Genomic DNA, 23,334 nt, shown 5'->3' with positions numbered 1-23,334 from the left:
AGCAAGGCCGGACTCACCGCCAAGGGCGCATTCCTGGCGCTCTGCTGCCTGGGGGTACTCGGTCCGCTGTGGATCGTGATCGTCACCAGCCTCTCTCCCAAGCCGGTGATCGACAGGGTCGGCGGTCTCGTCGTGATCCCGCAGGGCATCACCTTCGTCAACTACACGGAACTACTGAGCGGCGGTCAGGTCAGCCGGGCGATCATCGTCTCGGTCGGTGTCACGCTCTTCGGCACGCTGTTCTCGATGGCGGTGTCGGTGCTCGCGGCCTACGGGCTGTCCCGGCCGGGGAGTCTTGGGCACCGGTTCTTCCTGATGACCATGATGGCGACGATGTTCTTCGGCGCCGGGCTGATTCCGACGTATCTGCTGGTGCAGTCGCTCGGGCTGACCGACACGTATCTGGCGTTGATCCTGCCCAGCGCGGTCAGCGTCTTCAACATCCTGGTGCTGCGGGCCTTCTTCATGGGGATCTCGCCCGAACTCACCGAGTCCGCCCGCATCGACGGGGCCAGTGACCTGCGCATCCTGTTGACCATCATCATGCCGCTGTCCCGGGCGGTGCTGGCCGTCATCTCCCTGTTCTACGCGGTCGGGTACTGGAGTGCCTGGTTCAACGCCTCCATCTACCTCACCGACCAGCAGATGATGCCGCTGCAGAACGTGCTCATCCAGCTGGTCCAGAAGAACACCGAGGCCCCGTCGGGCCTCCAGCAGGCGGTCCGCACCGGACAACTCTCCTCCCTGGGGCTGCAGATGGCCGTCATGGTCCTCGCGCTGATCCCTGTCGCGGTCGCCTCCCCCTTCGTCCAGCGCCACTTCAAGAAGGGCATGCTCACCGGCGCGATCAAGGGCTGACGTCCTTGACCCGGCCCGCACCGCAGAGCCGTCGGTCGTGGGTCCACGACTTCGCTGTGGTGGCTCGCGCCCATGCGGCAGAGCCACACAGCGATACCGCTCCGCGCAGACGAGATCGCCCCTGAAAGCGTCACCTCCCCTTGTTCCTGTACGCGAAGAGGTATGTCATGCACACGCGCCACCTCAGTAGAAGAGCTGTACTCGCCGGGACCGCCGCCACCGCCGCGGTCGCCACCCTGCCCGTCATCCAGGGACGTGCGCAGGCCGCCGAAAGCGGCACCGAGACCGCCGCTCCCGCCTACCGCTGGCGCAACGCCGTCCAGGGCGGCACAGGATTCATCACCGGCGTCCTCTTCCACCCTGCCTGCCGCGGCCTCGCCTACGCCCGTACCGACATCGGCGGCGCCTACCGCTGGGACGACAAGGCCCACCGCTGGATCCCGCTGACCGATCACCTCGGCTGGGACGACTGGAACCTGCTCGGCGTCGAGGCGATGGCCGTCGACCCTGCCCACCCGAACCGGCTCTACCTGGCCCTCGGCGCGTACACGCAGTCCTGGGCCGGCAACGGAGCCGTGCTGCGGTCCGAGGACCGCGGGGCCACCTGGAAGCGCACCGACCTCACCGTGAAGCTGGGCGGCAACGAGGACGGCCGCGGATGCGGTGAGCGGCTGCTCGTCGACCCGCGCGACAGCGACACCCTGTGGCTCGGCACCCGGCACGACGGCCTGCTCAAGTCCACCGACCGCGGCGCCACTTGGCAGACCGCGGACTTCCCGGCCGCCCCGAGTTCCACCGGCCAGGGCGTCACCCTCCTCGTCGCCGCGGGCCGTGCGGTCTACGCCGGCTGGGGCGACTCGGACGGCACCGCCGACAAGCCGAACCTGTACCGCACCTCCGACGGGAAGACCTTCAAGCCCGTCCCCGGACAGCCCGCCGGCACCGCCGCAAAGGTGCCCATCCGCGCCGCGTACGACCGCCATACCCGCGAGCTGTACGTGACGTACGCCAACGCCCCCGGGCCCAACGGCCAGTCCGACGGCAGTGTGCACAAGCTGCGCACCACCAACGGCAAGTGGACCGAGGCGACGCCCGTGAAGCCGGGCGGCACCGCGACGGACGGGTCCACCGACTCCTTCGGCTACGGCGGTGTCGCCGTCGACGCCCGCCGCCCCGGCACGCTCGTGGTGTCCACGAACAACCGCTGGGCCGAGATCGACACCGTCTTCCGCTCCACCGACGGCGGCCGCACCTGGACGTCCCTGAAAGACAGGGCCGTCCTCGACGTCTCCGAGACCCCTTACCTCAAGTGGGGCGGCGACAAGCCCAAGTTCGGCTGGTGGATCCAGGCCGTCGCCCTCGACCCGTACGACTCGCAGCACGTCGTCTACGGCACCGGCGCGACCCTCTACGGCACCCGCGACCTCAAGCACTGGGCCCCGCAGATCCGCGGCCTGGAGGAGGCGGCCATCCGCCAGTTGGTCTCGCCGCCGACCGGTGAGGCGCACCTGCTCAGCGGGTCCGGAGACATCGGTGTGATGTACCACGAGCGGCTCACGGCGTCGCCGTCGCGCGGCATGGCGTCGAACCCGGTGTTCGGCACGTCGACGGGCCTGTCGCTGGCCGCGGCCAAGCCGTCGTACGTGGTCCGGGCGGGCTGGGGCAACGACGGCAACGGCGCCTACTCGAACGACGGCGGCAAGACCTGGACCCCCTTCGAGATGCAGCCCGCTGTCGCCAAGGACGCGCCGGGGCCGATCGCCACCAGCGCCGACGGCAGCGTGCTGCTGTGGTCCTTCGGCACGGCGAACCCCGGATACCGCTCCGCCGACAACGGCGCCACCTGGTCCGAGGTCGCCTCCTTCCCCAAGGGCGCCGCCCCGATCGCGGACCCCGTCGACCCGACCCGCTTCTACGCCTTCGACACCACGAGCGGCACGCTGTTCGCCAGCACCGACAGCGGCAAGACCTTCACCGCGCGGGCCACCGGCCTGAGCACGGGCGACAGCGAGTTCCAGCTGACGGCTGCCCCGGGCCGCACCGGCGACCTGTGGCTCAGCCTCAAGGGCAATGGGCTGTACCGCTCGACCGACGGAGGTGCGGCCTTCACCAAGGTCAGCAGCTGTCAGGCATCGCACACCCTGGGCTTCGGCAAGGCGGCCGAGGGAGCTTCCTACCCGGCGATCTACATGGTCGGCGCCATCGAGAGCTTCAACGCCGTCTACCGCTCCGACGACGAGGCGAAGACCTGGGTGCGGATCAACGACGACCGGCACCAGTGGGGCTGGACCGGAGCCGCCATCACCGGTGACCCGCGGGTGTACGGCCGGGTCTACGTCTCCACCAACGGACGCGGAGTGCAGTACGGGGAGCCCGCCTGATACCCGACCTGGGTGAAGCTCGAACCTCACCCAGGCGCAAGGGAGTTCGGCTGGCTGGGCAGGATCCCGCAGCTGATGCCGGCAGGCGGCATCGGCGTGGTCCTCGCCACCCCACCTCGATCGCCCCGCCCTGGATGGCCGGCTGCACGTGCTCGGAGAGCCGGATGCCGAGAGGGGCGTCGTCACGCATCACACCCTGGTACGGCCGGGCGGCGATCAGCCCCGCTGATTGAGCAATCACTCGCAGAACAGAGGAAACCGCATGAGAAAGTCTTGGCTTCTCCCCCTGGTCACGCTTGTCGCCTCCGCGCTCGGGGTGACGGCGGCAGGTGTGGCCCCTGCCTCCGCCGCCTCCGACACGCCTTTGCGGGTCATGCCGTTGGGCGACTCCATAACCTGGGGCGTGGGAAGCAGCGCGGGCAACGGCTACCGGGGCCCGTTGTGGAACCGGCTCGCGGCGGACGGTCATCCGCTGGACTTCGTGGGCACGGTGCGGGGCGGTTCGATGTCCGACCCCGACAACGAAGGCCACTCCGGGTACCGCATCGACCAGATCGCCGCTCTCGCCGACGCCTCGCTGACCCGTTACCGGCCCAACGTGGTGACGCTGCACATCGGCACCAACGACCTCCAAGGGGCCTCCGAGGTCGACAGCGCCATCGCCCGGCTGAGGTCGCTGGTCAACCAGATCACCACCGACGTCCCCGACGCAACCGTCCTCGTCGCCTCCCTGGTCGTGTCCACCAGCAGCTCGGAGGAGCGGTGGCGGGGCACGTACAACCAGGCCACCCGGCAGATCGTCAGCGACGCACAGGCCGCGGGCAAGAAGGTCGCATTCGTCGACATGAGCAGTCTGACCACGGCCGACCTGGCCGACCCCCTGCATCCCAACGACTCGGGCTACCAGAAGATGGCAGATGCCTTCCACCGTGGTGTCCAGGCCGCGGACATGGCCGGGTGGCTGCAGAACCCCGCCCCCGCCCCCTCCCGCGTGCAGTCCGGCATCGCCGGCAAGTGCCTGGACGTCAACGGCGCCGGCACCGCCGACGGGACCGCCGTCCAGACGTGGAGCTGCGGCGACAGCGCCAACCAGTACTGGTCCGCCTACACCGACGGCACCCTGCGCTCCCTGGGCAAGTGCCTCGACGCCGCCGGCGGCAACACCGCCAACGGCACCAAGGTGCAGCTCTGGACCTGCCACGGCGGCGCCAACCAGGTCTGGCAGCCCTACAACGGCGGCTACCGCAACCCCGCCTCCGGCCGCTGCCTCGACGTTCCGGGCTCCTCCACGACCGACGGCACACAGCTCGTGCTGTGGGACTGCAACGGCGCCTCCAACCAGAAGTGGACCACTCTGACCACCGGATGAACCCCGAGCCGGGGATCTGAGCCCTCTTCGGGCTGAGATCCCGGGAGGACACCGATGCCGGGTCGCGCTGGGGACGTCACCGGCTGCGGTCGGCCCATACATGGCAGGACAGCGGGGACGAGCATCGTACGACTGTGCGCAGAGTCGATCTCGGCGTGCTCGACCAGGTAGCTGAGAGCGCGAGTTCGATGCTCGTCACCTGCTCCGACACGAACCCCCGGGTCATGGACCCGGGGGTTGTCCATGTCTGGACCCGGGGGCGGAGGGCGCGCGCGAGCGGGTCGTCAGGGTGTGTCCGGTGTGACGAAGTTCGTAGAAGCGGAAGCCGTCCGGGAGGGCGAAGGAGGTGCGCGAAAGGGCACCCTCTCGCAGAGGAAGACCAGTGCCCCGGGCTCCGCCTTGGCGGACCAGGCGCCTACCGGCACTGGCCGTCACGGTCGTGGGAGCAGCTGCACGCCTCGGGAAGTGAGGTCGAGGTCGAGTACCTGTGTGCAGCGCCGGTCGGCAGAGGGCTCGGCCGCATGGTGCGGCGTCGGCGCGTGGGGTTGAGGCGCTACTGGGAGAACGAGAAGTACAGGGTTCGACCGTAGTCGCCCGTCGCCGTGGTGGGGCCGCCGCTGGGGCCGAGCGCGGCAGGCTCGTCGAACTTGGTGCCGATGGCCGGGATGGCCTCGAGGAACGACAGGTCTCCCTTCGGGAAGGGCGGCGCGGTATGGCGGGGGTCGGGGCCGAACCGGGGGGTGAAGAGGCGAAGGTAGAGGTTCTCGTCCTCGGAGACCATGGTGATGCGTCCGGCGGTGGTGTGCAGGGACGCCCAGCGGACGTCCGCGTGGTAGCCCTTGAACTCCGGGTACACCCAGCCGTCGGCACCGGTCGCGGTGTCGTTGTACTGCTTCGTCCAGACGTCCGTCGCGACGCCGCGCAGCCGGTTCTTCCACACCCTGTGCGGTCCGTGGCCGAGCCATGTCACGCCGGTCACCTGCGACTCGGGATGGTCGAAGCCGACGCCGAAGAGGTCGTGCTCGCCGGTGAGGTGGTAGCGGTAGCCCAACTGCAGCCAGCCGCTGGGGTGCAGATGCCACCGGACGTGACGCAGGACGCCTGAGTACTCGGCCTGCACCGTGTAGCCGTTGCCGTCGGGCCCGTGCGTCAGGCGGGCGAGGTCGGCCGTTCCGGTGGTGGGCAGTGGGCCGCGGGACAGCGCGAAGTCCGTCCCCCGGTGGGTGACGCCGGCCAGCATGCCCGTCGTGGCGTCGAGCGTGACCGTGGTGTGGCGGGATACCAGGGTGAACCTGTCGTCCGCGAGCCGGCCGCGTACGGCTGGTCCGGGGCCTGTCCGTACCAGCCGTCGGGCCTGGTCGGCGGCGGAGGCGATGGTCCATGTCCAGCGGCGGATCTCGCGGCCGTCGGCATCGGTGACGGTGAGCGCCACGGCGTCGGCGCGTCGCCAGCCGTACGGCAGGGGCAGGCGCAGCACTCCCTGCGCGCCGGGTTCGATGTCCGGAGCGGAGGCGGTGCCCTGGGCGCGCACGGTGTGGCCATCCCGCCGCTGCGAGGGGGTGCGGAAGTCCAGGAGCCGCCAAGTGAACCGACAGGTAAGGGTGTTGGTGAAGGCGTAGTGGTTGTTGAGAGCGATCCGTCCGTCGAAGTCGTCCGGCAGGCCGGAGGCGAACCGCTCCGGTTCGGCGAGCTGCACGGGAGACCAGATGTCCTTGATCGTGTAGAAGCTGGCCTCCTTCTCGCGGAAGGGGCCGAGGATGCCGTCGGGAGCGGCGTTGCCCGCCACGTCGATGGTGCCGCCGAGGTCGTCTCGCACGATGCCCTCGTCGATCAGTGACCACAGGAAGCCGCCCGCGGAGAGCCGTTCACGGCCCATCAGCTTCCAGTAGTCGTCGAGCCCGGCGCCGGCGCCGCCGTCGTAGAGGCCGTGGAGGAACTCGGTGGGCATGAAGACGTCGCCCTGTTCCTGGAGGATGCGGCGCGTGCTGTCGTACGACTCGTAGTGGTCGGTGTTGATGCCGCCGAAGTTCGCCCAGGGGTGGAGAACGGTGCGCTGCTGGGGGTCGTGGCGGGCGTAGTCGTCGTCGAGGGCGGTGTTCCAGCCGCCTTCGTTGCCGTTGCACCAGAACAGGATCGACGGGTGGTTGACATCCCGGGTGACCATCGAGGCGATGAGGGGTCTGCCCGCCGCTTCGTCGTAGGACTTCTGCCAGCCGGCCAGTTCGTCGAGCACGTACAGCCCGAGTTCGTCGGCGAGGTCGAGGAAGTGCGTGTCCGGCGGGTAGTGGGACATCCGGACCGCGTTCATGTTCATCTCCCGCATCAGGAGGATGTCCTTGCGGCTGATGCGGGCGCTGGTCGCCCGGCCGGACGTGGGCCAGATGGTGTGCCGGTTGGCTCCCTTGAGGAGGATCTTGGCGCCGTTGACGTACACGCCGTCGCCGGGGCGCACCTCGATCGTGCGGAAGCCGAACCTCTCGTCGACGCGGTGGACGGTGCGGCCGTCGGCGCGGAGCGCGACCTCGACGCGGTAGAGGTGCGGGGTCTCCGCCGTCCACTGCCGGGGGGAGTCCACAGCGGTCTTCAGGGTCACCTTCGTGTCGCCGGGAGCGACGGCCGCGGTGAACGGGGCGCCGGTCGGGCGCCCGGAGAGGTCGGTGACCCGGGCGACGAGACGGTCGGCGCGACCGGTACCCGACAGATGGGCGTCGATCCGCAGCGTGCCGTCGGCGCGGGCGTCGACGGCGATGCGTTCGATGTGCTGGAGCGGGAACGCCTCCAGGTGGACTGGGCGGTAGATGCCGCCGAAGTTCCAGTAGTCCCCGAGGCGTTCGGCCCGGTTGACGGAGTCGTCGGTGGACTCCTTGCTGACGGTCACCTCCAGCAGGTTGTCCTGGCCCGGACGCAGCTTTCCGGTCACCTCGTGCCGGAACCGGTAGAAGCCGCCGCGGTGGACGGGCCCGGCCGACTCGCCGTTGAGCCACGCCTCGGTCTCGGTCATCGCCCCTTCGAAGACGAGGAAGACGCGTCTGTCACGCCAGTGGGCGGGCGGTGTGAAGGTGTGCCGGTAGCGGCCCTTCTCCTCCGGGCGCAGATTCCACCCGTAGTTGTACGTGCCGTATCCATGGAACTCCCAGTTGGACGGCACCGGGATGCTGCCCCAACTACCGCTGCGCCGCCCGCTGGTGCACAGGAAGTCCCAGTCAACCGGGTTGTCGGCGTCCTCGCCGGACAGATACAGGCGCTCGGTGCGCGTGGAAGCGTCCGTTCCGTCCGCCGTCTCGGCCTCGGCCGCCCGGGCCGAGCCCGTGGGAAGGCCTCCGGCGAGGGCCGCGCCGGCTGCGCCCAGGATCAGAACGCCACGACGTGACAATTGCATGACATCTCCAGCCTTCAGAAAGCATCGGGAGGGAACAGCGGGGACATGCGCGTGGTCGACGGGTCCGGTCGGCATACGGCAGTCGAAGCGCTCGCGTCGGCAACGCCGCAGATCAGCCCTCGGAGGCCCTCGCTCATGAGGCCAGGCCACCTGTGCCTCTCAGCATCCTTCGACATGTACTCGGCGTCACACCCGGTTCTGCCCCGACGCTTCTCGGCGTCGGAGGCGGGAGCCTTGTCGCAATCGACCCCGCTGTGCCGGCGTGACCGGCGGACACGCACCGCTTACGTTCGAGAAGCCCTCTCAGCCCTGGGCGGTGGTGTCAGCCGAGGCGCCACTGCTGGTTGCTGCCCCCGCTGCAGTCCCACAGGCCGACCAGTGTGCCGCTGGCGGAGGAGGCACCGGTCACATCCAGGCACAGGCCTGACTGGACGCCGGTGATGGTGCCGTCGGAGTTGAGGTTCCATTGCTGGTTGGTGCCGCCGTTGCAGTCCCATAGCGCGACTTTGGCGCCGGCCGTGGCGCCGGTCGCGTCGAGGCACTTCGCACCGCCGTAGACGGTGAGCTGCTTGGTCGACGTGCGGGTCCAGGTCTGGTTCGTTTGGCCGTTGCAGTCCCAGATCTGCGTCTGGGTGCCGTTGGTCTGCGAAAAGCCGGGCACGTCCAGGCACTTGCCCGAACCGGTGGCGCGGACCGGACCTGTGGTGGTCCCGCCGGATCCGTCGAGTCCGAAGAAGGTGATGGCCCGGGCCGCCATGCCGCTTTCGGGCAGGGAGTGCCCGACACCCTGGAAGCTGTTCGCCTCGACCGGTGCCTGCGCGCCGGTGGAGCCGTAGCGGGTGCGGGTCCAGTTGGACTGCGGGGAGTCGGTGAAGACCGGGGTCTGGCTCACCCCTAGCACATTGGTCCACTGCTTGATCTCTTCACCGAAGTTCGCGTAGTACAGCGCTTCGTCCTCGGTACCGTGCCACAGCTGCATCCGGGGCCGGGGGCCGGTGTACCCGGGGTAGGCGTTACGGACGAGGTCGCCCCACTCCTGCGGGGTCTTGGTGATCTTGCCGGTGGCGCAGTCGGTGTTCCAGCCGGAGCCGTTGGTGGTGGCGAAGCAGCCGAACGGCACACCCATGAACGCCGCGCCGGCCTTGAACAGGTCGGGGTACGCGCCGAGCATGACATTGGTCGTCATCGCGCCGGACGAGGCGCCGGTGACGTAGACCCGGCCGGGGTCGGCGTTCATGTTCTGCAGGGTGTACCGGACCATCTGGGCGATGCTCGTGGGGTCACTGCCCCCGTCATGCTTGAGCGCCTGGGGCGAGGAGACGTCGAAGCACTGCCCGCTGACGTTCGCGTCCGGGTAGACGACGATGAACCCGTGCTGGTCGGCCAGGCGGGCGAACTCCGTGTTGGCGTAGAACGTGGGCCCCGTGCCCGTGCAGTAATGCACTGCCACCACCACCGCCGGACGTGCCGGAGCGCTGTCGGGCCGGTAGACGTACATCCGCAGGTTTCCGGGGTTGCTGCCGAAGTTGGTCACCTCGGTCAGTGACGCGGCCGACGCGGTGGTGGCCGAGGCGCCGGTCAGTCCGAGCGCCGCGATCAGCGGCGAGATCGCCATCAGCAGGGCTACCAGTACATCTCTGACGCTTCTCTCCATGGGCTTCCGGGACATGACGGCGTCCTTTCTTAAATCCGGCGCGGCCGGAGGGATGACCGTGGTGAAGCGCTTCGACGTTTGCATTGGCCGGTACGTGGTGTCAATGCCTGGAGGGAAGCAAGGTCACGTGTCCTTCATTCCTCTGTTTCAGCAGAGAATTCTCATTAACTTGAGTTGCCAAGTGAAGCGCTTCGACACTCGCCGACGGGCCACCGGCCGACCTTGACCGGTTTTCAGGTGTGGACCCTGACCGTGTTCGGGAACGCTGCGGTGAGCCGATCCGGCCGTTGTCGACGATCCAGAACACGCGCTTGGCGCTTGCGTCGAGGCCCCGTCCCGGGGCCTCGGCCTGAGCAGCGCCTCACGCCGAGCATGCGCTTCTCATGCGGCGCGAGGCCCGGAGCTTCAACTTGCGCCGGTGTCGCTGCGGATGACGCCCCGCTCGGGTGCCGACGGTAGCAACCCCTTCGTACGTACGACATCACCGCCGAGCCGCCGCGCACCAGCCCGTCCAACGTGACGTGTAGTGGCGCCCCCTCGTTCGCGAACTCACCTGTCCCATATGCGCACTTCACTCTGCCCACCCATGTCGTACTCACTCCTTGGCCGGACCCGACCGGTGGAGCCTGCCCCGTGTCGACGCGGGCCCGCTGGGCGGGGAGCACGCTTCGACGGTTATTCGATCACTCGTGGTCTGGACCGCAGCCGCTCGGGGTCACGCCGAGCAATGAGGCCCCCTCAGCGGCAGGCGCGCCGTCTCTATGGGGCTCTCGTGCGGGCCTGGGCCGTCCGGCCCCGCAGGGGCAGCCGCACGTACGTCACGTGGGCTCGCGCCGAGTTCACGGCGGCAGGCCTTGTTGAAGGCCTGGAGATCGGCGATGCCCACGGCCGCCGCGATGGCGGTGATGGACAGAGTGGAGGACAACAGGAGGTGGCGGGCGCGTTGAAGGCGTCGGTGCCGGATGTACGACACCACCGTGAGGCCGGTTTCGGCACGGAACACGCGCGTGAGGTGTGTGTGGGAGATTCCGACGGCGTGAGCGATGTCCGGTACGGACAGCGGTCCGGCCAGGTGCTCCTCGACGTAGGCCTGGGCGGCTGCCACGAAGGGGTGGCGGCGCCCGGCTCCATCGCCCCTCGGCAACTCGGCGACGCGCCACAGAGCGGCCCAGACCTCGGCCGTGGCCCTCGATGGAGAGGTCGGCATGGCCGTCACGGCGTGTCGGAGCAGATCGGCCAGGCGTGTGCTCTCGGCCGCGGCGTCCTGCATCACCGGCACCACCCGCGCGGTTCCGCTGTCGTGCAGCCGCAGGTGGACGTAGAAATGCTCCGATCTGCCCCGGTAGTGGAAGTGCACCTCCGTGTTCGGCGGCACGAGGCTGACGTGGCCGGGGCGTATGGGGTGGACCGACTGCCCGAGGGACAGTGCACCCTCGTAGTTGTAGAGGTGCAGCTGCCACAGGTCGGGCAGCCGGAAGACGTCGTGGGCGGTGGAGACGCCGTGCACCCCGATGCCGGCGTCGACCACGGTGGGCGCCTCGTCGAGCCGTAGTGTCACGTGCTTCACGAGGACGGAAAACTACCAGCACTGGACGATTTCAGCCCACGACGGGCCGTTTCACCGTGGCCTGCTGAGCGTCGCCGTCGGTCGTCAAGGTCTCGGACCGTGCTCCGCTCCGCCGGTGCGCGTGTCGAGCGGGCCGTGAGCCATGGCGGGGCCGCTGGCCGTTGTGGCTGCGGCCCCGCTCGGGTGTGTGGGTCAGGACGGGTCGCCGTATTGGAGGCCGCGTCCGTTGGTGCCGATGTAGACGCGGCCGTAGGTGTCGGGGTCGCCGGTGATGACGCCGCTGCCGCCGATGGCGCCCCACTGGTGGGCGTCGTCGTTGACGCGGAGCCAGGTGGCGCCCTTGTCGGTGGAGCGGAAGACTCCGGTGACGTCCTTGACGGTGCCGATCAGGTAGAGGGCCTGGTAGTTGGTGCCGGGCTTGGGCTTGCCGAAGCCGAGGGCGGAGGCGGACTGCACCGTGGTGAGGGTGGTGAAGGTGCGGCCGCCGTCGGTGGAGTGCAGCAGCCCCTTGCTGTCGCCCGCGATCCACAGGTCGCCGGCGATGCCGGGGACGGCCTTGAGCCGGCCGTCGGCGGGCAGGCTGGTGGCGCGGGCGGTGAAGGTCGCGCCGCCGTCGGTGCTGGCGTAGAGGGTGCCGCCGGACAGGGAGTAGAAGGTCCTGGCCGAGGAGCGGTCGGCGACGACCACGGCGCCGGTGCCCAGGCCGCCGGCCTTCGACCAGCTCGCCCCCTTGTCGGTCGAGCGGTACGGGGCCTGGCCGGCCTGGGTCCAGACGATGGTGGAGCCGTCCGCCGCGAGCGCGACATGGCCGTCCTGGGCACTGGTCACCGGCTCCGTTTTGAAGCCGGTCCAGCTGGTGCCGCCGTCGGTGGAGTAGGCGCCGTCCTTGTCGCCGCCACGGCCGACGCGGACCATCATCGAGGGCTTGGACTGGGCGAAGTCGATGCTGGTGCTGTTGGTCATCATCGGGTTCTTCAGCCGCCCGGTGGGCACCTTGGTCAGGGAGTCGTGGCGGAAGCCGCCCTGGTCGCCCATGGCGGTGACGACTTCGGCGCCGCCGGGCGGGGCGATCGCGTCCAGCAGCGCGGTCTCCTCCAGCCCTCGGGCGCCGGCGCTCCAGTGGCTGGTGCCGCCGCTGTCTGAGGCGTTGGCGTCCTTGCTGCGCCAGATGCCGTTCCCGGTTCCGTACAGCGCGTGCCCGGAGTTGAAGGGGGCGATGGCCAGAGCGGTCATCCAGTGCCCGGTGTGGTCGCCGACGTAGGGCGCGGCGGAGGCGTCGCGCTCCGACTTGTCGGACAGCGCCTTCCACGTCGCGCCGCCGTCCGTGCTCCGGTAGATCTCGTCCTCGGGCCACCAGCGGCCGAGGGTGGTCACCATCACCGTGGACGGCCTGCGCGGGTCGACGGCCAGACCGGAGAACCCGTAGTTGCCCTGGGAGGGAGAGATGTTCTTCCACGCCCCGCCGGTCGGCGTGTACTTCCACACCGTGCCCGCCGTCACGCCGTTGGGGCCGAGGGCGTTGGTGTACGTCAGGTACAGCGAGCCGTCGCCGGAGAGCACGCCGTGCTGTGGCATCTGGCCGGTGGGCTGTCCGGAGACGGCCTGCCAGGTGCTGCCGCCGTCGGTGGAGCGGTACAGGGAGGTGGATCTGTCGGCGACGCCGACGTAGATCGTCTTGCTGCCGGCGGGGCCGTACGTCACGAAGGAGACGCCTGCGCCACTGCTCGCCCCGTCCTTGACAGGGAACGAGGAGACCTGACTCCATGTCACGCCGTGGTCGGTGCTGCGCCACAGGCCGTTCTTGCGGGTGCCCAGCAGCAGGGTGCCGTTGTCCGCGGGGTTGATCGCCAGCCGTTCGCCCGCGCCGCGGCCGTCCTCGTTGGCGCCCAGCTTGAAGGGCAGATCGGTGCGCTTGAAGGTGCGGCCCCGGTCGGTGGACCGCAGGATCGCGCCGTTGCCCGCCCAGTTGTTGGTGTAGGTGCCCGCCGTGAGGTAGAGCCGGCCCGGGTCGACGGGGTCGGTGGCCACCGAGTCGATGCCCAGCAGGTTCCAGTCCTTCTCACCGAGCCAGTCGGTCAGCGGGATCCACTGCTCGGCCCCGGTGTCCCAGCGGTAGGCGCCGCCCATGTCGGTGCGCGCGTACAGCAGACCCTTCTCCTTCTGGTTGAACACCAGACCGGTGACGTAACCGCCGCCTACCACCTGGGCGTTCTTCCATCTGTACGGTCCTGACGCAGCCGTGGCATGCGTCCCGCCGGTCCCGGACGCCTGGCTCTGGGCCGTCTTCACCAGCTTCCACTGCTGGTTGGTGCCGCTGTGGCCCGGATACTGGATGACCGCCGCGCCCTGGGCCGTGGAGCCTCCGGAGACGTCCAGGACCTGGCCGCTCCTGCGGGAGGTGAAGGTGACGGCGTCGGAACCGCTCACATCGTCGATCCGCCACTCCTGGGAGGTGGCGGAGCTGTCGGTCTGCTGCTCGGCGGCGGCTGCCCGGGCGGCCGAGTTGCCCGCTATGCCCAGCACCTTGCCGCTGTTGCGGTTCACCAGCTCGTAGTAGCCGTCCCCGGTGGGCTTCAGCTTCCACTGCTGGTTGGCGGTGCTCTGGTCGGTCCACTGCTGGATACGGGTGCCGTCGGCGGTGGAGAAGCTGCTGACGTCCAGCACCTTGCCGCTGCGCACGGAGACCAGACGGTAGTAGGCATCGCCGTCGACCGTGGCGGCCTGCGAGTCCTCCTGCGCGAACAGGAGATACGGCACGACCGCGGCGGGCACGCCGAGCAGCACGGCGGTGGTGGTCCAGCGACGGCGGTGCCGGCCGCGGCGCCCGCCGTTCGTGGGGTTGTTCATGGGGAGGCGTTCTCCTTGCATACTGTTCAACAGCGGAAAGCAGGATCCCGGCCCCGGAACTGGCCGGATCCGCTTCCTTGTCGTCACAGGTTCCGCACAGGTTGCCGCGAGCCGGGAACTTTTTTCAGATCACCTCGTGGCGCGGTAGGCGCTGATCCAGCTGGAGGAAGGCCCTCGCCCCTGATCCGGTGCCGGAACCGCGCCCGAGCGGCCCCGGATCAGTAGCCGTAGATCATCTTGTAGGCGGCCTCCGGGAGGAATGTTCTGGTCGTCGCGATCACGGTCGGGTCGATCGGGCTGCCTACGGGGAGGCGGCCCCGGTGAACAGCCCCTTCGGCGCGGACCAGCCGCCCTGGTTGGTGGGTCGCTGGACGTGCGGTAGGTGAAGGGCCAGGCGGTACCCCACCCGTTCGAGACCAGCACCCAGATGTTCTTGGGCGCGAAGTAGAAGAGTTTGGGCGCCACCGCGGACCCGCTGATCCTGGTCTGGCCGGCCGAGGCCATGTCCGACCAGTTCGTGAAGGGCTGGAACGTCATCGCGCCCCACGACGATCCGTCAGAGACGGTCGCGTAGAGCAGGTGTTGGCCGTTGTACGTCACGGTGGTGAAGTCCTTGAGCGCCACCCAGCCGTTCGCCGACTGCGCCAGCGGACCGGTCGACGTCCACCGGTATGTCGACGGAAGAGAACACGAGTTGGGCATCCCGGACAGGCTGGTCCACTTCTGGTTGCTGCCCCCGTTGCAGTTCCAGAGCTGCACCGCAGTGCCGTTGGCCGTGGCGCCGCCGCTGACGTCCAGACACAGCCCGGACTCCACGGCGACGATCGTGCCGTCGGCGTTCACCCGCCACTGTTGGTTCGTGCCGCCGTTGCAGGACCAGATCACCGGCCGGGTACCGGCCGTGGTCGCGTGGCCGGGACGTCCAGGCACTTGTTGCCGTACACGGTCAGCTGGTTGCTGTCCGTCAGCGTCCACTGCTGGTTGGTCCCGCCGTGCAGTCCCAGATTTGAGCGTTTCCGGTTCGGCCCCGTCAGAGGCCGTCCGGACTGCCGATGTGCTGCGCCTCGACCTCTTTTGTGCTCGATATCGAACGAAGGTCGAAGAGTCGAGCGCGGTGGAGGATGGAGACCGACCAGGATGTGCTTCCGCGGCGGCCTAGTTCCTCACGATGCGCCACCGGTTGTCGGCAGTGCCGTCGTCCGAGTCCTGGACTGCGAACGCACCCACAGCGGTGGAGTTGTTCGCGATGGCGAGCAACTTGCCGCTGTTCTCGTTGCGGATCTTGTAGGTTCCGTCTCCCTGGTCGAGCAGCGTCCATCGGTGGTCGGCGGTGCCGTTGTCCGACCACTGCAGGACGGTCGCGCCGTCTGCCGTGGACATGTTCAAGACCCCCAGCACCTTGCCGCTGTGGACATTGCGGAAGCGGAACCCGTTTCCATCACTGATCATGTACCAGTCGTGGTCGGCGGTGCCGTTGTCGGACCACTGCAGAGCGCGGCCACCGTCGGCCGTGGACATGTTCTGAATGCCCAGGAGGAGACCGCTGCCCGAGTTGACGAGACGGACGCTGCCGCCGGCGTTCCAGTAGACGGTGTAGTTGTGGCCGTGCGCGTCGTGGAACGGGCCCAGGTTGACGGTGGAGCCGTTGGCGGTCGCGGTGAAGGCGAGCGAACTGGTGCTGGTCCGTGTGATCGAGGACGTGTTCAGCGACGGGAGGGAACTGAGCCCGGAGTCACCGTAGTTGCCGGACAGGACCACCGGGCCGTAGGTGATCGCGGCGACGTTCGCGTTGTCGTTGGCCGCTCGCATGATGACCCGCATGGGCAGGCGGACGGTGACCGTGTCGCCGGAGGTCCAGGACCGGGTCAGGGTGGCGTAGCTGCCGGGGGTGGTGGTGATGTTCTGCCGCGTGCCGTTGACGCTGATGGTGGCCCCGGCGGTCCAGCCCGGGATGCGGATGCGCATCGCCCATGTGTCGCTGACGTTGCCGGTGACCTGCAGGGTCGTGGTGTCGCCGACGGGGTACGTCGTGGTCTGGGTGACCGTGATTCCGCGCTCCGACCAGTTGAGCACCGAGGGCACGAACAGGTTCACGATCAGCGTGTTGTCACTGCGGAAGTAGATGGAGTCCATCAGCCTGGTGTGCATCTCCAGGCCTGTGCCCTGGCAGCACCAGAAGGTGCCGTAGTCGGTGCTCCAGGTGCCGCCGCCCCACGCCGGGCCCACACCGCGGCGGCCGCCCGGATTGAGGGGGGTGAAGTAGGTGACGTGGCCGTGGTCGTCTGCCGGGTTCTGCTGGCCGATCATCTGGTTGAGCCACGCCTGCTCGTAGTAGTCGAACAGCGCTACCCGGTTCGGGTCCAGCGCGAACAGCTCCCGGGTGAGGGTGAGCATGTTGAAGGTGTTGCAGCTTTCGCACGTGTCCTTGTTCAGGAAGCCGGCGATGGCGTTCGGGGCGCGGAAGTGCTCCGCCTGGCTGTTGCCGCCGATGGCATAGGTGTGCGCGTTGACGGTGAAGTTCCAGGCGTTGGTGGCGATGTCCCGGTAGCGGGTCGTGCCGGTGGCCTTGTACTCCCGGGCGGCCCCGATCCACTTGGGCACCTGGGTGTTGGCGTGCAGTCCGCTGAGCTTGTCCTGGTTGGACGCCAGGGGGTCGAACACCGCGGCGTGGTCGAACCGCCGGGCGACGGTGAGCCACCGCGCGTCGCCTGTCTGCTGGTAGAGGTCGGTCAGCACGGTGTTCATGCCGCCGAACTCGGTCTGCAGCATGGTCTGCATCTGCTGGGTGGTCAGCCGGCCGGTGCGCCAGTCGACCCATCCGGCCAGGGCGAGCAGCACGTCACGGGCCTGTGTGCTGCCGATGTGGCGCCATACGTCCAGCAGGCCGGCAAGGGTCTTGTGAATGGTGTAGTAGGGCACATTGCCGTTGCTCAGGGTCCGCTGTTCGAGAGCGGTGAAGTCGGACTCGGGGTAGCCGGAGAGGTACCCGGCGTTGAAACCGGCCGTGCTGTTGTTGGCCTGGCACTTGGCCAACTCCGCGACCATGTGGGTTGCCCTGTCCCGGCAGGTGGTGTCCCCCGTCACCGCGTACAGCTGTGCCCAGGCCGTGAGGAAGTGCCCTTGCACGTGGGTGCGGAAGGGGAACGTCGGCGCGTCCCAGCCGCCCGTGGCAGCCGCGCCGTTGGTGGACAGCCGGTGGTTGGCGCGGAAGTTGTACAGCAGCCGGTCGACATCGACGAACCGCAGATAGTTCTGCGTTCGGTTCTGGTTGTCCAGCCACCGGCTTGCGGTGAGCCGGACCTGGCCGAGTTCGAAGGGGTGCGCCAGAACCCCTATGTCGGCCCTTGCGGGAGGGACGGCCGCCTGCGCGGGAGATGCGCCCATGAAGGATCCCGTGGCGGATGCGGCGACCGTGGCCCCGGCTACTTGAAGCAGGCGCCGTCTGCTGACGAAGGAAGACATCTTGTACCTTTCGATGACGAGAGAGTGAATGCTTGGCCGTTGACACCCGGCGAGACTTTCGCCTCCTCCCCTCACGGTCCCTAGCCGGTGACGCGATGGAAGGTCCGCTGGTTGGAACTGCCGACGTCGCAGTACTGGGTCAGCGCGACACCGTCGGCCGTACTGCCTCCCTTGACGTCGAGCACCTTGCCGCTGCGGACACAGGCGATGGCGTGACAGCCGTCCCCAGTGGACTGGAAGGCCCACTGCTGGTTCGACGCGCCGGTGTCGGGCCACTGGATGACGGCGGCGCCGTCCGCGTCGGCGCACGGTAGACGTCGGCGACCTTGCCGCTGCGCACGCTGACGCACGTGTAGACCCTGGTGGGCGCGATGGTGTGCTGCACCGAGTCGACGTCGACGTAGCCGGTGCCGTTCGGGTTGTAGGTGTAGAGGCCGACCCGGTCACCGCGGTATCCGCCCCAGGTGGGCTGGTAGGTGCCGCCGGACGAGGGAAAGACGTTTGCGTCGAGGCTGTAGGAGGACCGGCTGACTCCGTTGACGTCCCAGGTGGTGCGCAGCCACACGGCGTTCTGCATGATCGCCGGACCGTAGGTCAGAGTGCCGCCGGCGTTGTGCGCGATCGTGGTGGTGGTCCCGGAGCGCCGGACGCCCAACCCGGCGTAGGTGACTGCGTAGTGGCACAGCCCGGCGTGCTGGCCTTCGGCGAGGCCGGAAAGTTCGAGGCGGCCGAGCTGTCGTCTGATGATGTCCAAGAACCGTCCCTCTTCAGGCGTCATCGCGTGGACGGGCGGTTTCCCCACGCGAAATGCCGCCTGGACCTCAAGGGCGTCGAAGTCGGGCGTCCAGGCGGTGGGGTTGGGGAAGGGCTCGCGCCTGGAAAGCGCGCCGTTCGGGGCATGGGGGGTGGATTCCTTCCGGAGGCGGACCGCTCTGGCACCGCGAATGACCGATATTCCGAACGTGGGTCGAATTGCCGGACGGGGTCGGCGCCGAAACTAAAGGGTGTCCCGTGCGGAAGTCAACGTGTGTGACAGTGCGGCTTCTTCGAGATCCGGGCGGCGTGAAATGCACCGAACGGTACTCGTCGGAAACATTGACGAAACCACGACCCAAACCTATCTTCTGCTCGAAGTTCCGCACACTGGTCGCCATTTCGAACAGTCGCATTCATCGTCACGGCGATCGGCCCAGCGGACTGGCCGAGCCCGGAGGAAGAGTTGAACAGAACCGTAAGAAAGCTGCTCGCCCTTCTGAGCCCGCTGCTGCTGGTCCTGCTGGGCGGCGCCGTCTTCGAGGGCACCGCCTCCGCCGCCGCCCCGCCGGCCGGGCAGGCCACGCGTTACACGATGACCGCGTTCACCAACAGCAGTGAGTCGAACCTGTATGTGTACGACTCGCCGGACGCCACCGGATTCACCCTGCAGAAAGGCCCCGCCTACAGCCCGCCGTCCGGGCTGATCCGGGACCCCAGCATCTTCAAGCACACCGACGGCTACTACTACCTCACTTACACCACCAACTGGACGGGGAACACGATCGGTTTTGCCCGGAGCACCGACCGGGTGAACTGGACGTTCCTGTACAACTACACGATCCCGATCAGCGGGCTGACCCGCACCTGGGCACCTGAGTGGTTCATCGACACCGACGGCAGCGTCAACGTCATCGTGTCCCTGACGGCGGCGAGCACCGCCACCCACTTCACCGCCTACAAGATCACGGCGACCAACGCAGCGCTGACCACCTGGTCCGCGCCGACCCAGCTGTCGGGTATCGGCCCGAACTACATCGACACCTTCATCGTCAAGGTCGGCTCCACCTACCACGCGTTCACCAAGAACGAGACGACGAAGTACATCGAGTACGCCACCGCCTCCAGCCTCACCGGCCCCTACACCCTGCGTAAGACGGGCGACTGGGCCGGCTTCGGCGACTGGGTCGAGGGTCCTGCTCTGGTCCAGCTCGACAACGGCGGCTGGCGCATCTACTACGACGGCTACCGTGCCGGGAAGTACTGGTACAGCGACAGCTACGACAACTTCGCCACCTGGTCCGCGCCCACCGAGGTGCCCGGGCTGTCCGGCTTCATCCGCCACGCCACCGTGCTGAAGGAGACAGTCCCCGGTGGTGTCACGCTGCCCACCAACGCCGCCAGATCGCTGCGGTCGGTCAACTACCCCGACCGGTACGCCGTGGTGCGCTCCGACAGCCTCGGCTACATCGACCCGGTGAGCACATCCAGCAGCACTGCCGTCAAGCAGAGCGCCACCTTCACCGTCGGACCCGGCCTCGCCGACGCCAACTGCTACTCCTTCCGCGACTCCTCCGGCCGCTATCTCCGCCACTGGGACTTCCGGGTCCGCTTCGACAGCAGCAATGGCACCGACACCTTCAAGAAGGACGCCACCTACTGCGCCCGCCCGGGCAGCGCCTCCGGCTCTGTCCGCCTGGAGTCGTACAACTACCCCGGCCGCTACATCCGCCACTACAACTACGCCCTGCGCGTGGACCCCTACCAGAACACGGACACGTTCCGCGCCGACAGCTCCTTCACGGTGGTCAGCCCCTGGGCCTGACCTGTCCGCGATGTTCTCCCTGGATCTGAGCCTGTCAGGCCCAGATTCCGGGAGCCGGTGTCAGTCGGCGGTCGGAGTGGTCCACTTCTGGTCGGAGCCGCCGTTGCAGGTGGGGCAGAGCGCCGGCCGCCTGACGGCGGTGGGCGGCGGCGAGCCGGGCGTCCACGACATGGCTGGGCGCTCCGCGGTCGGCGAGGGCGCGGACCTTGGCCCCGATCACGTCCTCCTCCGAGAGGACTGGCCCGTACAGGCTCTGGGGGACCGGCCGTCAGAAGATCTCATGGAGGATGTCGACCTCGCATTCCTGTCCGGTCGCCGGATCGGACACGGTGAAGCGGGCCGACGGAGGGGCGGTCTCCAGCGTCCGCACCTGCCACCCTCGCGTTTCGGGACCGGTACGGAGCGCGGCCGCGATGTCGGCCATGGGCGCCGGGTTCTCGGTGGCGACGTCGAGGTCCTGGCTGGGCCGGTTCACGAGGTGGTGCGCCCGCACGGGCGTACCCGCCGGTGAGAACCAGGGGGTACGGGGAGCGAGGGCGGCACGTCCGCCAGGAGCCGCGTGTGCAGCTCCGGCATGTCCGTCACGCGGCTGCCCGGGTGCGGGAGGCGAGCTGGGGAAGGCGTCTTCCCATACGGCGCGCACGGTGCGGCCGACGAGGGTGCGCAGCACCGGCCACAGCTGCAGGAGCAGGTCCTGGTTGAGGTAGCAGGGCAGATCGTCGCGCAGGCCCTCGTGCAGGACGGTGCGGTACGGCCCATACGTTGGCGCGGCTTGCCCAGGTCGTACGAGGTCATCCCGGACCACGCCATGTGCAGCGGCAGATCCACGACACCGTGGGTCGGCCCGTGCAGCTCGTCCAGCGACTCCGGCACGCCAGGTGCCTGCTGTTTCTCCCGACGCCCGTGTCTCCTGTCCCTCCCCACCCCCCTGATCTGGCGTTTGCCGGTCAGAGGGCTCCTGGCGTTGCCCCCTCGATTCCGCGGCGCTTCGAGAGAGGGAGACGGCAACTCGCACTGTCCCGGCGGCACGGCCTGCCACCGCGTAGCCTGTGCCCATGGCATTGATCGGGATCCGCGCGCGTCTGACGCACTGCTGTGGCTGTGACGCACGTATGACGCACGAGGCTCTCCAGGGGGTCTGAATTTCGCCCTCAGAACTGCCTTTGACCTGCATGTTTCCTGGAAGAGGGCAGACTGCACACCTTCCCGATGACTCATCATGTGGAGTGCCTGGCTATTTTGGATCCTGCCGCAAAGGGCATTTGACCTGCGGTTTATTGTGCTGCTCAGGTCTGGCCGGGCGGGCTCGACCTGTTCCCCGAGGTGCGTGGTGTGGAGTCTTGCCGTATGCGCAGCGGAAGGTGAAGCGCGGGGGCTGCCGTCGTCGGTAGGGCGACTTCCCAGGTGATGTCTCCCGTTCCGCCCACTTGATCTGCCCCACGCCCGGGTCAGGCGGGTCCTGCGGGAGGGGGTGTGCGCAGCGCGATCATGGCGACGTCGTCATCGTTGTCACTGGGGCGGACCTGGTCCAGCAGCGAGTCGCAGAAGGAGTCGAGGGGGCGGTGGGCGAGGGAGGCCGCGTTTCGGCGCAGGCGGTCAAGCCCGTGATCGATGGAGCGGTGCGGGGATTCGACCAGTCCGTCGGTGTAGAGCAGGAGCGTGGCCTGGGGTGGCAGGACGGTGACGGCGTCGGGGCGAGGTCTGGTGACTCCGGTGCCGAGGAGTATGCCGTGAGCCTCATCGAGGTAGCGGGTCTGACCGTCGTGGGTGATGAGCAGGGGCGGCGGGTGGCCGGCGTTCGTCCAGCGCAGGCGCCACAGTGTGTCGTCACCGAGTGTGAGCCTGGCGAGGATCATGGTGACCATGGGTACCTCGGCTATGTGCATCACTGCCTCGTCGAGCTGTGTGACGACGGCGCTGGGTGCGGCTTCGGGGTGGGACCAGGCGAAGGCCCGCAGCATGTTGCGGACCTGCGCCATGCCGGCTGCGGCGTCGAGATCGTGTCCGACGACGTCCCCGATGGCCAGCGCGTGGGCGTGGGCAGCCAGAGCGAAGGCGTCGTACCAGTCACCGCCGACGGATGAGGCGTCCGGGGCGGGTACGTAGCGCGCGGTCATCGCCAGTCCGGGCAGGACGGGCAGCTGGGGCAGCAGGTGGCGTTGCATGGTCTCGGCGACTTTGCGCTGGCGCTGGTACAGGCGCGCGTTGTCCAGCGCCAGGCCCGCCCGGCGGGTGAGGTCCTCCAGCAGCGGCAGGTCCGCAGGGGTGAAGGCGTCATGACGCTGGGCGCGGCCCAGGGTCAGGGCGCCGAGTACGTCGCGCAGTCCGCGAATGGGTGCGATGACGGCGGAGTGCATACCTGTCGTGGTGAACAGGCGCTGCTGTTCGACCGCTATGCCGGAGTCGGGCGGACCATGGTAGGTGGCGGGGCCGACGAGGGAGGAGGCGGCGCCGCGCAGGGCCCGTGACAGGGGCATCGGCGACTCCGCCGGCACGGGAGGCATCGGGCCTTGCAGGTCGTCCCGCTCGACGAGAATGCCGTCCTTGTGCTTCATCACGAGAACACGTCGTACCTCGTCCCGTTCGGTGAGCAGGTCGAACACGGCCCAGTCCGCGAGCCGGGGTACGGTCAGGGCCGCCAGTCGGTGCAGCGCCTCGTCGACGTCCAGGGTGGATGTGAGCTGCGTGGTCGTCTCCGCCAGCAGAGCCAGTCGGTCCAGCTCCGTCAGCGGCGCGGAATGCCCGCCGTCGCTGGGGCGAACGTCAGGCTGCTCCGGCGCGTACAGCAGCGCCAGCGCACCTGGTCCGCCGGGACCGGGTGAGTAGGGCGTGACCAGCCAGGACAGCTGTACGAGAGTGCCGTCCCCGCGAGCGAACCACTCGGTGTCGCCGTGCTTGGTGTCCCCCGTGAGGAGCGCCTTTCGTATCCGGCAGCGCGTGCGCGGCACCGAGTGCCCGTATCTGTCCCGGTGCAGCAGGTCGTGGAAGTCCTGACCGACGAGTTCTGAGGCTTCCCTGCCCAGCAGGCTTTGGGCCGCACTGTTGACCGCGAGGATGAGGCCATCGTCATCGACCGCGATGGCGGACACCCGCAGGCTTTCCAGCGTTCCGTCGTGCAGGGCGCTGGAACGCGCCTGATCCCCGGACGGGGGATGATTTTCCCTGCCGGGAAGGGCGACGTCGTCCATGTCTCTCCTCTGTTCAAAGCCGAATCGATGCGAGTACCCCAACCGGAGCCC

11 protein-coding genes and 4 pseudogenes are annotated in these 23,334 nt (G+C 68.6%); 4 read left to right on the top strand and 11 right to left on the bottom strand.

The window, feature by feature from the left end:
• The 3 genes from ACFZBP_RS05935 to ACFZBP_RS05925 form a co-directional block, all read left to right on the top strand.
• Nucleotides 1-858 (top strand): ABC transporter permease subunit (locus ACFZBP_RS05935; protein WP_391410286.1); only part of this gene is annotated, 858 nt, incomplete at its 5' end.
• Between the two features lie 167 nt (nt 859-1,025).
• Nucleotides 1,026-3,239 carry a 1,4-beta-glucanase gene (locus ACFZBP_RS05930; RefSeq protein ID WP_391410284.1) on the top strand — a complete coding sequence of 738 codons (2,214 nt, stop codon included), beginning with the start codon at nt 1,026-1,028 and terminating at the stop codon, nt 3,237-3,239.
• 262 nt (nt 3,240-3,501) lie between these two features.
• Entirely contained in the window at nt 3,502-4,608 is a 1,107-nt protein-coding gene (locus ACFZBP_RS05925) for a ricin-type beta-trefoil lectin domain protein (RefSeq protein WP_391410282.1), read from the top strand.
• Between the two features lie 553 nt (nt 4,609-5,161).
• On the opposite strand, the gene ACFZBP_RS05920 is transcribed toward ACFZBP_RS05925, so the two are convergent.
• From ACFZBP_RS05920 to ACFZBP_RS05885, 8 genes and pseudogenes are all read right to left on the bottom strand, one after another.
• Nucleotides 5,162-7,987 carry a glycoside hydrolase family 2 TIM barrel-domain containing protein gene (locus tag ACFZBP_RS05920; protein ID WP_391410280.1) on the bottom strand — a complete coding sequence of 942 codons (2,826 nt, stop codon included), beginning with the start codon at nt 7,985-7,987 and terminating at the stop codon, nt 5,162-5,164.
• A 322-nt stretch (nt 7,988-8,309) separates the two neighbouring features.
• Nucleotides 8,310-9,656, bottom strand: a complete 1,347-nt coding sequence (locus ACFZBP_RS05915) for a PHB depolymerase family esterase (RefSeq protein WP_391410278.1) — start codon at nt 9,654-9,656, stop codon at nt 8,310-8,312.
• Nucleotides 9,657-10,356: 700 nt separating this feature from the next.
• Complete coding sequence (locus ACFZBP_RS05910) at nt 10,357-11,199, bottom strand: helix-turn-helix domain-containing protein (protein ID WP_391410388.1); 843 nt, start codon at nt 11,197-11,199, stop codon at nt 10,357-10,359.
• 201 nt (nt 11,200-11,400) lie between these two features.
• The gene (locus ACFZBP_RS05905) at nt 11,401-14,055 is read right to left on the bottom strand and encodes an RICIN domain-containing protein (RefSeq protein WP_391410276.1); all 2,655 of its coding nucleotides are present in this window, start codon (nt 14,053-14,055) and stop codon (nt 11,401-11,403) included.
• Nucleotides 14,056-14,327: 272 nt separating this feature from the next.
• Nucleotides 14,328-15,070: pseudogene (locus ACFZBP_RS05900) on the bottom strand (non-reducing end alpha-L-arabinofuranosidase family hydrolase); the annotation flags it as partial.
• 140 nt (nt 15,071-15,210) lie between these two features.
• Nucleotides 15,211-17,517: a beta-L-arabinofuranosidase domain-containing protein gene (locus ACFZBP_RS05895; protein WP_391410274.1), complete on the bottom strand. Its 2,307-nt coding sequence runs from the start codon at nt 17,515-17,517 to the stop codon at nt 15,211-15,213.
• A gap of 80 nt (nt 17,518-17,597) precedes the next feature.
• The gene (locus ACFZBP_RS05890) at nt 17,598-17,867 is read right to left on the bottom strand and encodes an RICIN domain-containing protein (RefSeq protein ID WP_383456846.1); all 270 of its coding nucleotides are present in this window, start codon (nt 17,865-17,867) and stop codon (nt 17,598-17,600) included.
• Between the two features lie 92 nt (nt 17,868-17,959).
• Nucleotides 17,960-18,295: pseudogene (locus ACFZBP_RS05885) on the bottom strand (hypothetical protein); the annotation flags it as partial.
• A 441-nt stretch (nt 18,296-18,736) separates the two neighbouring features.
• On the opposite strand from ACFZBP_RS05885, the gene ACFZBP_RS05880 reads away from it, so the two are divergent.
• Nucleotides 18,737-20,095 carry an AbfB domain-containing protein gene (locus ACFZBP_RS05880; protein WP_391410271.1) on the top strand — a complete coding sequence of 453 codons (1,359 nt, stop codon included), beginning with the start codon at nt 18,737-18,739 and terminating at the stop codon, nt 20,093-20,095.
• Nucleotides 20,096-20,204: 109 nt separating this feature from the next.
• Here the strand turns inward: ACFZBP_RS05880 and ACFZBP_RS05875 are convergent.
• The 3 genes and pseudogenes from ACFZBP_RS05875 to ACFZBP_RS05865 form a co-directional block, all read right to left on the bottom strand.
• Nucleotides 20,205-20,671 (bottom strand): annotated as a pseudogene (locus ACFZBP_RS05875) (nucleotidyl transferase AbiEii/AbiGii toxin family protein); the annotation flags it as partial.
• A gap of 5 nt (nt 20,672-20,676) precedes the next feature.
• Nucleotides 20,677-21,019 (bottom strand): annotated as a pseudogene (locus tag ACFZBP_RS05870) (transcriptional regulator).
• A gap of 524 nt (nt 21,020-21,543) precedes the next feature.
• Nucleotides 21,544-23,283 carry a SpoIIE family protein phosphatase gene (locus tag ACFZBP_RS05865; RefSeq protein ID WP_391410269.1) on the bottom strand — a complete coding sequence of 580 codons (1,740 nt, stop codon included), beginning with the start codon at nt 23,281-23,283 and terminating at the stop codon, nt 21,544-21,546.
• Nucleotides 23,284-23,334: the final 51 nt, after the last annotated feature.

The sequence above is a fragment of the Streptomyces sp. NPDC008086 genome (assembly GCF_042957325.1).
In the GTDB taxonomy this organism is placed as follows: Bacteria; Actinomycetota; Actinomycetes; order Streptomycetales; family Streptomycetaceae; genus Streptomyces.
Note: the sequence above shows the minus strand (reverse complement) of the source record. Positions and strands in the feature narration are given on the sequence as shown.

Bases quoted from the DNA above. Each gene is read 5' to 3' on its own strand.
- ACFZBP_RS05930 (WP_391410284.1), top strand. From the start codon at position 1,026: ATGCACACGCGCCACCTCAGTAGAAGAGCTGTACTCGCCGGGACCGCC.
- ACFZBP_RS05925 (WP_391410282.1), top strand. From the start codon at position 3,502: ATGAGAAAGTCTTGGCTTCTCCCCCTGGTCACGCTTGTCGCCTCCGCG.
- ACFZBP_RS05920 (WP_391410280.1), bottom strand. From the start codon at position 7,987: ATGCAATTGTCACGTCGTGGCGTTCTGATCCTGGGCGCAGCCGGCGCG.
- ACFZBP_RS05915 (WP_391410278.1), bottom strand. From the start codon at position 9,656: ATGTCCCGGAAGCCCATGGAGAGAAGCGTCAGAGATGTACTGGTAGCC.
- ACFZBP_RS05905 (WP_391410276.1), bottom strand. From the start codon at position 14,055: ATGAACAACCCCACGAACGGCGGGCGCCGCGGCCGGCACCGCCGTCGC.
- ACFZBP_RS05895 (WP_391410274.1), bottom strand. From the start codon at position 17,517: ATGTCTTCCTTCGTCAGCAGACGGCGCCTGCTTCAAGTAGCCGGGGCC.
- ACFZBP_RS05865 (WP_391410269.1), bottom strand. From the start codon at position 23,283: ATGGACGACGTCGCCCTTCCCGGCAGGGAAAATCATCCCCCGTCCGGG.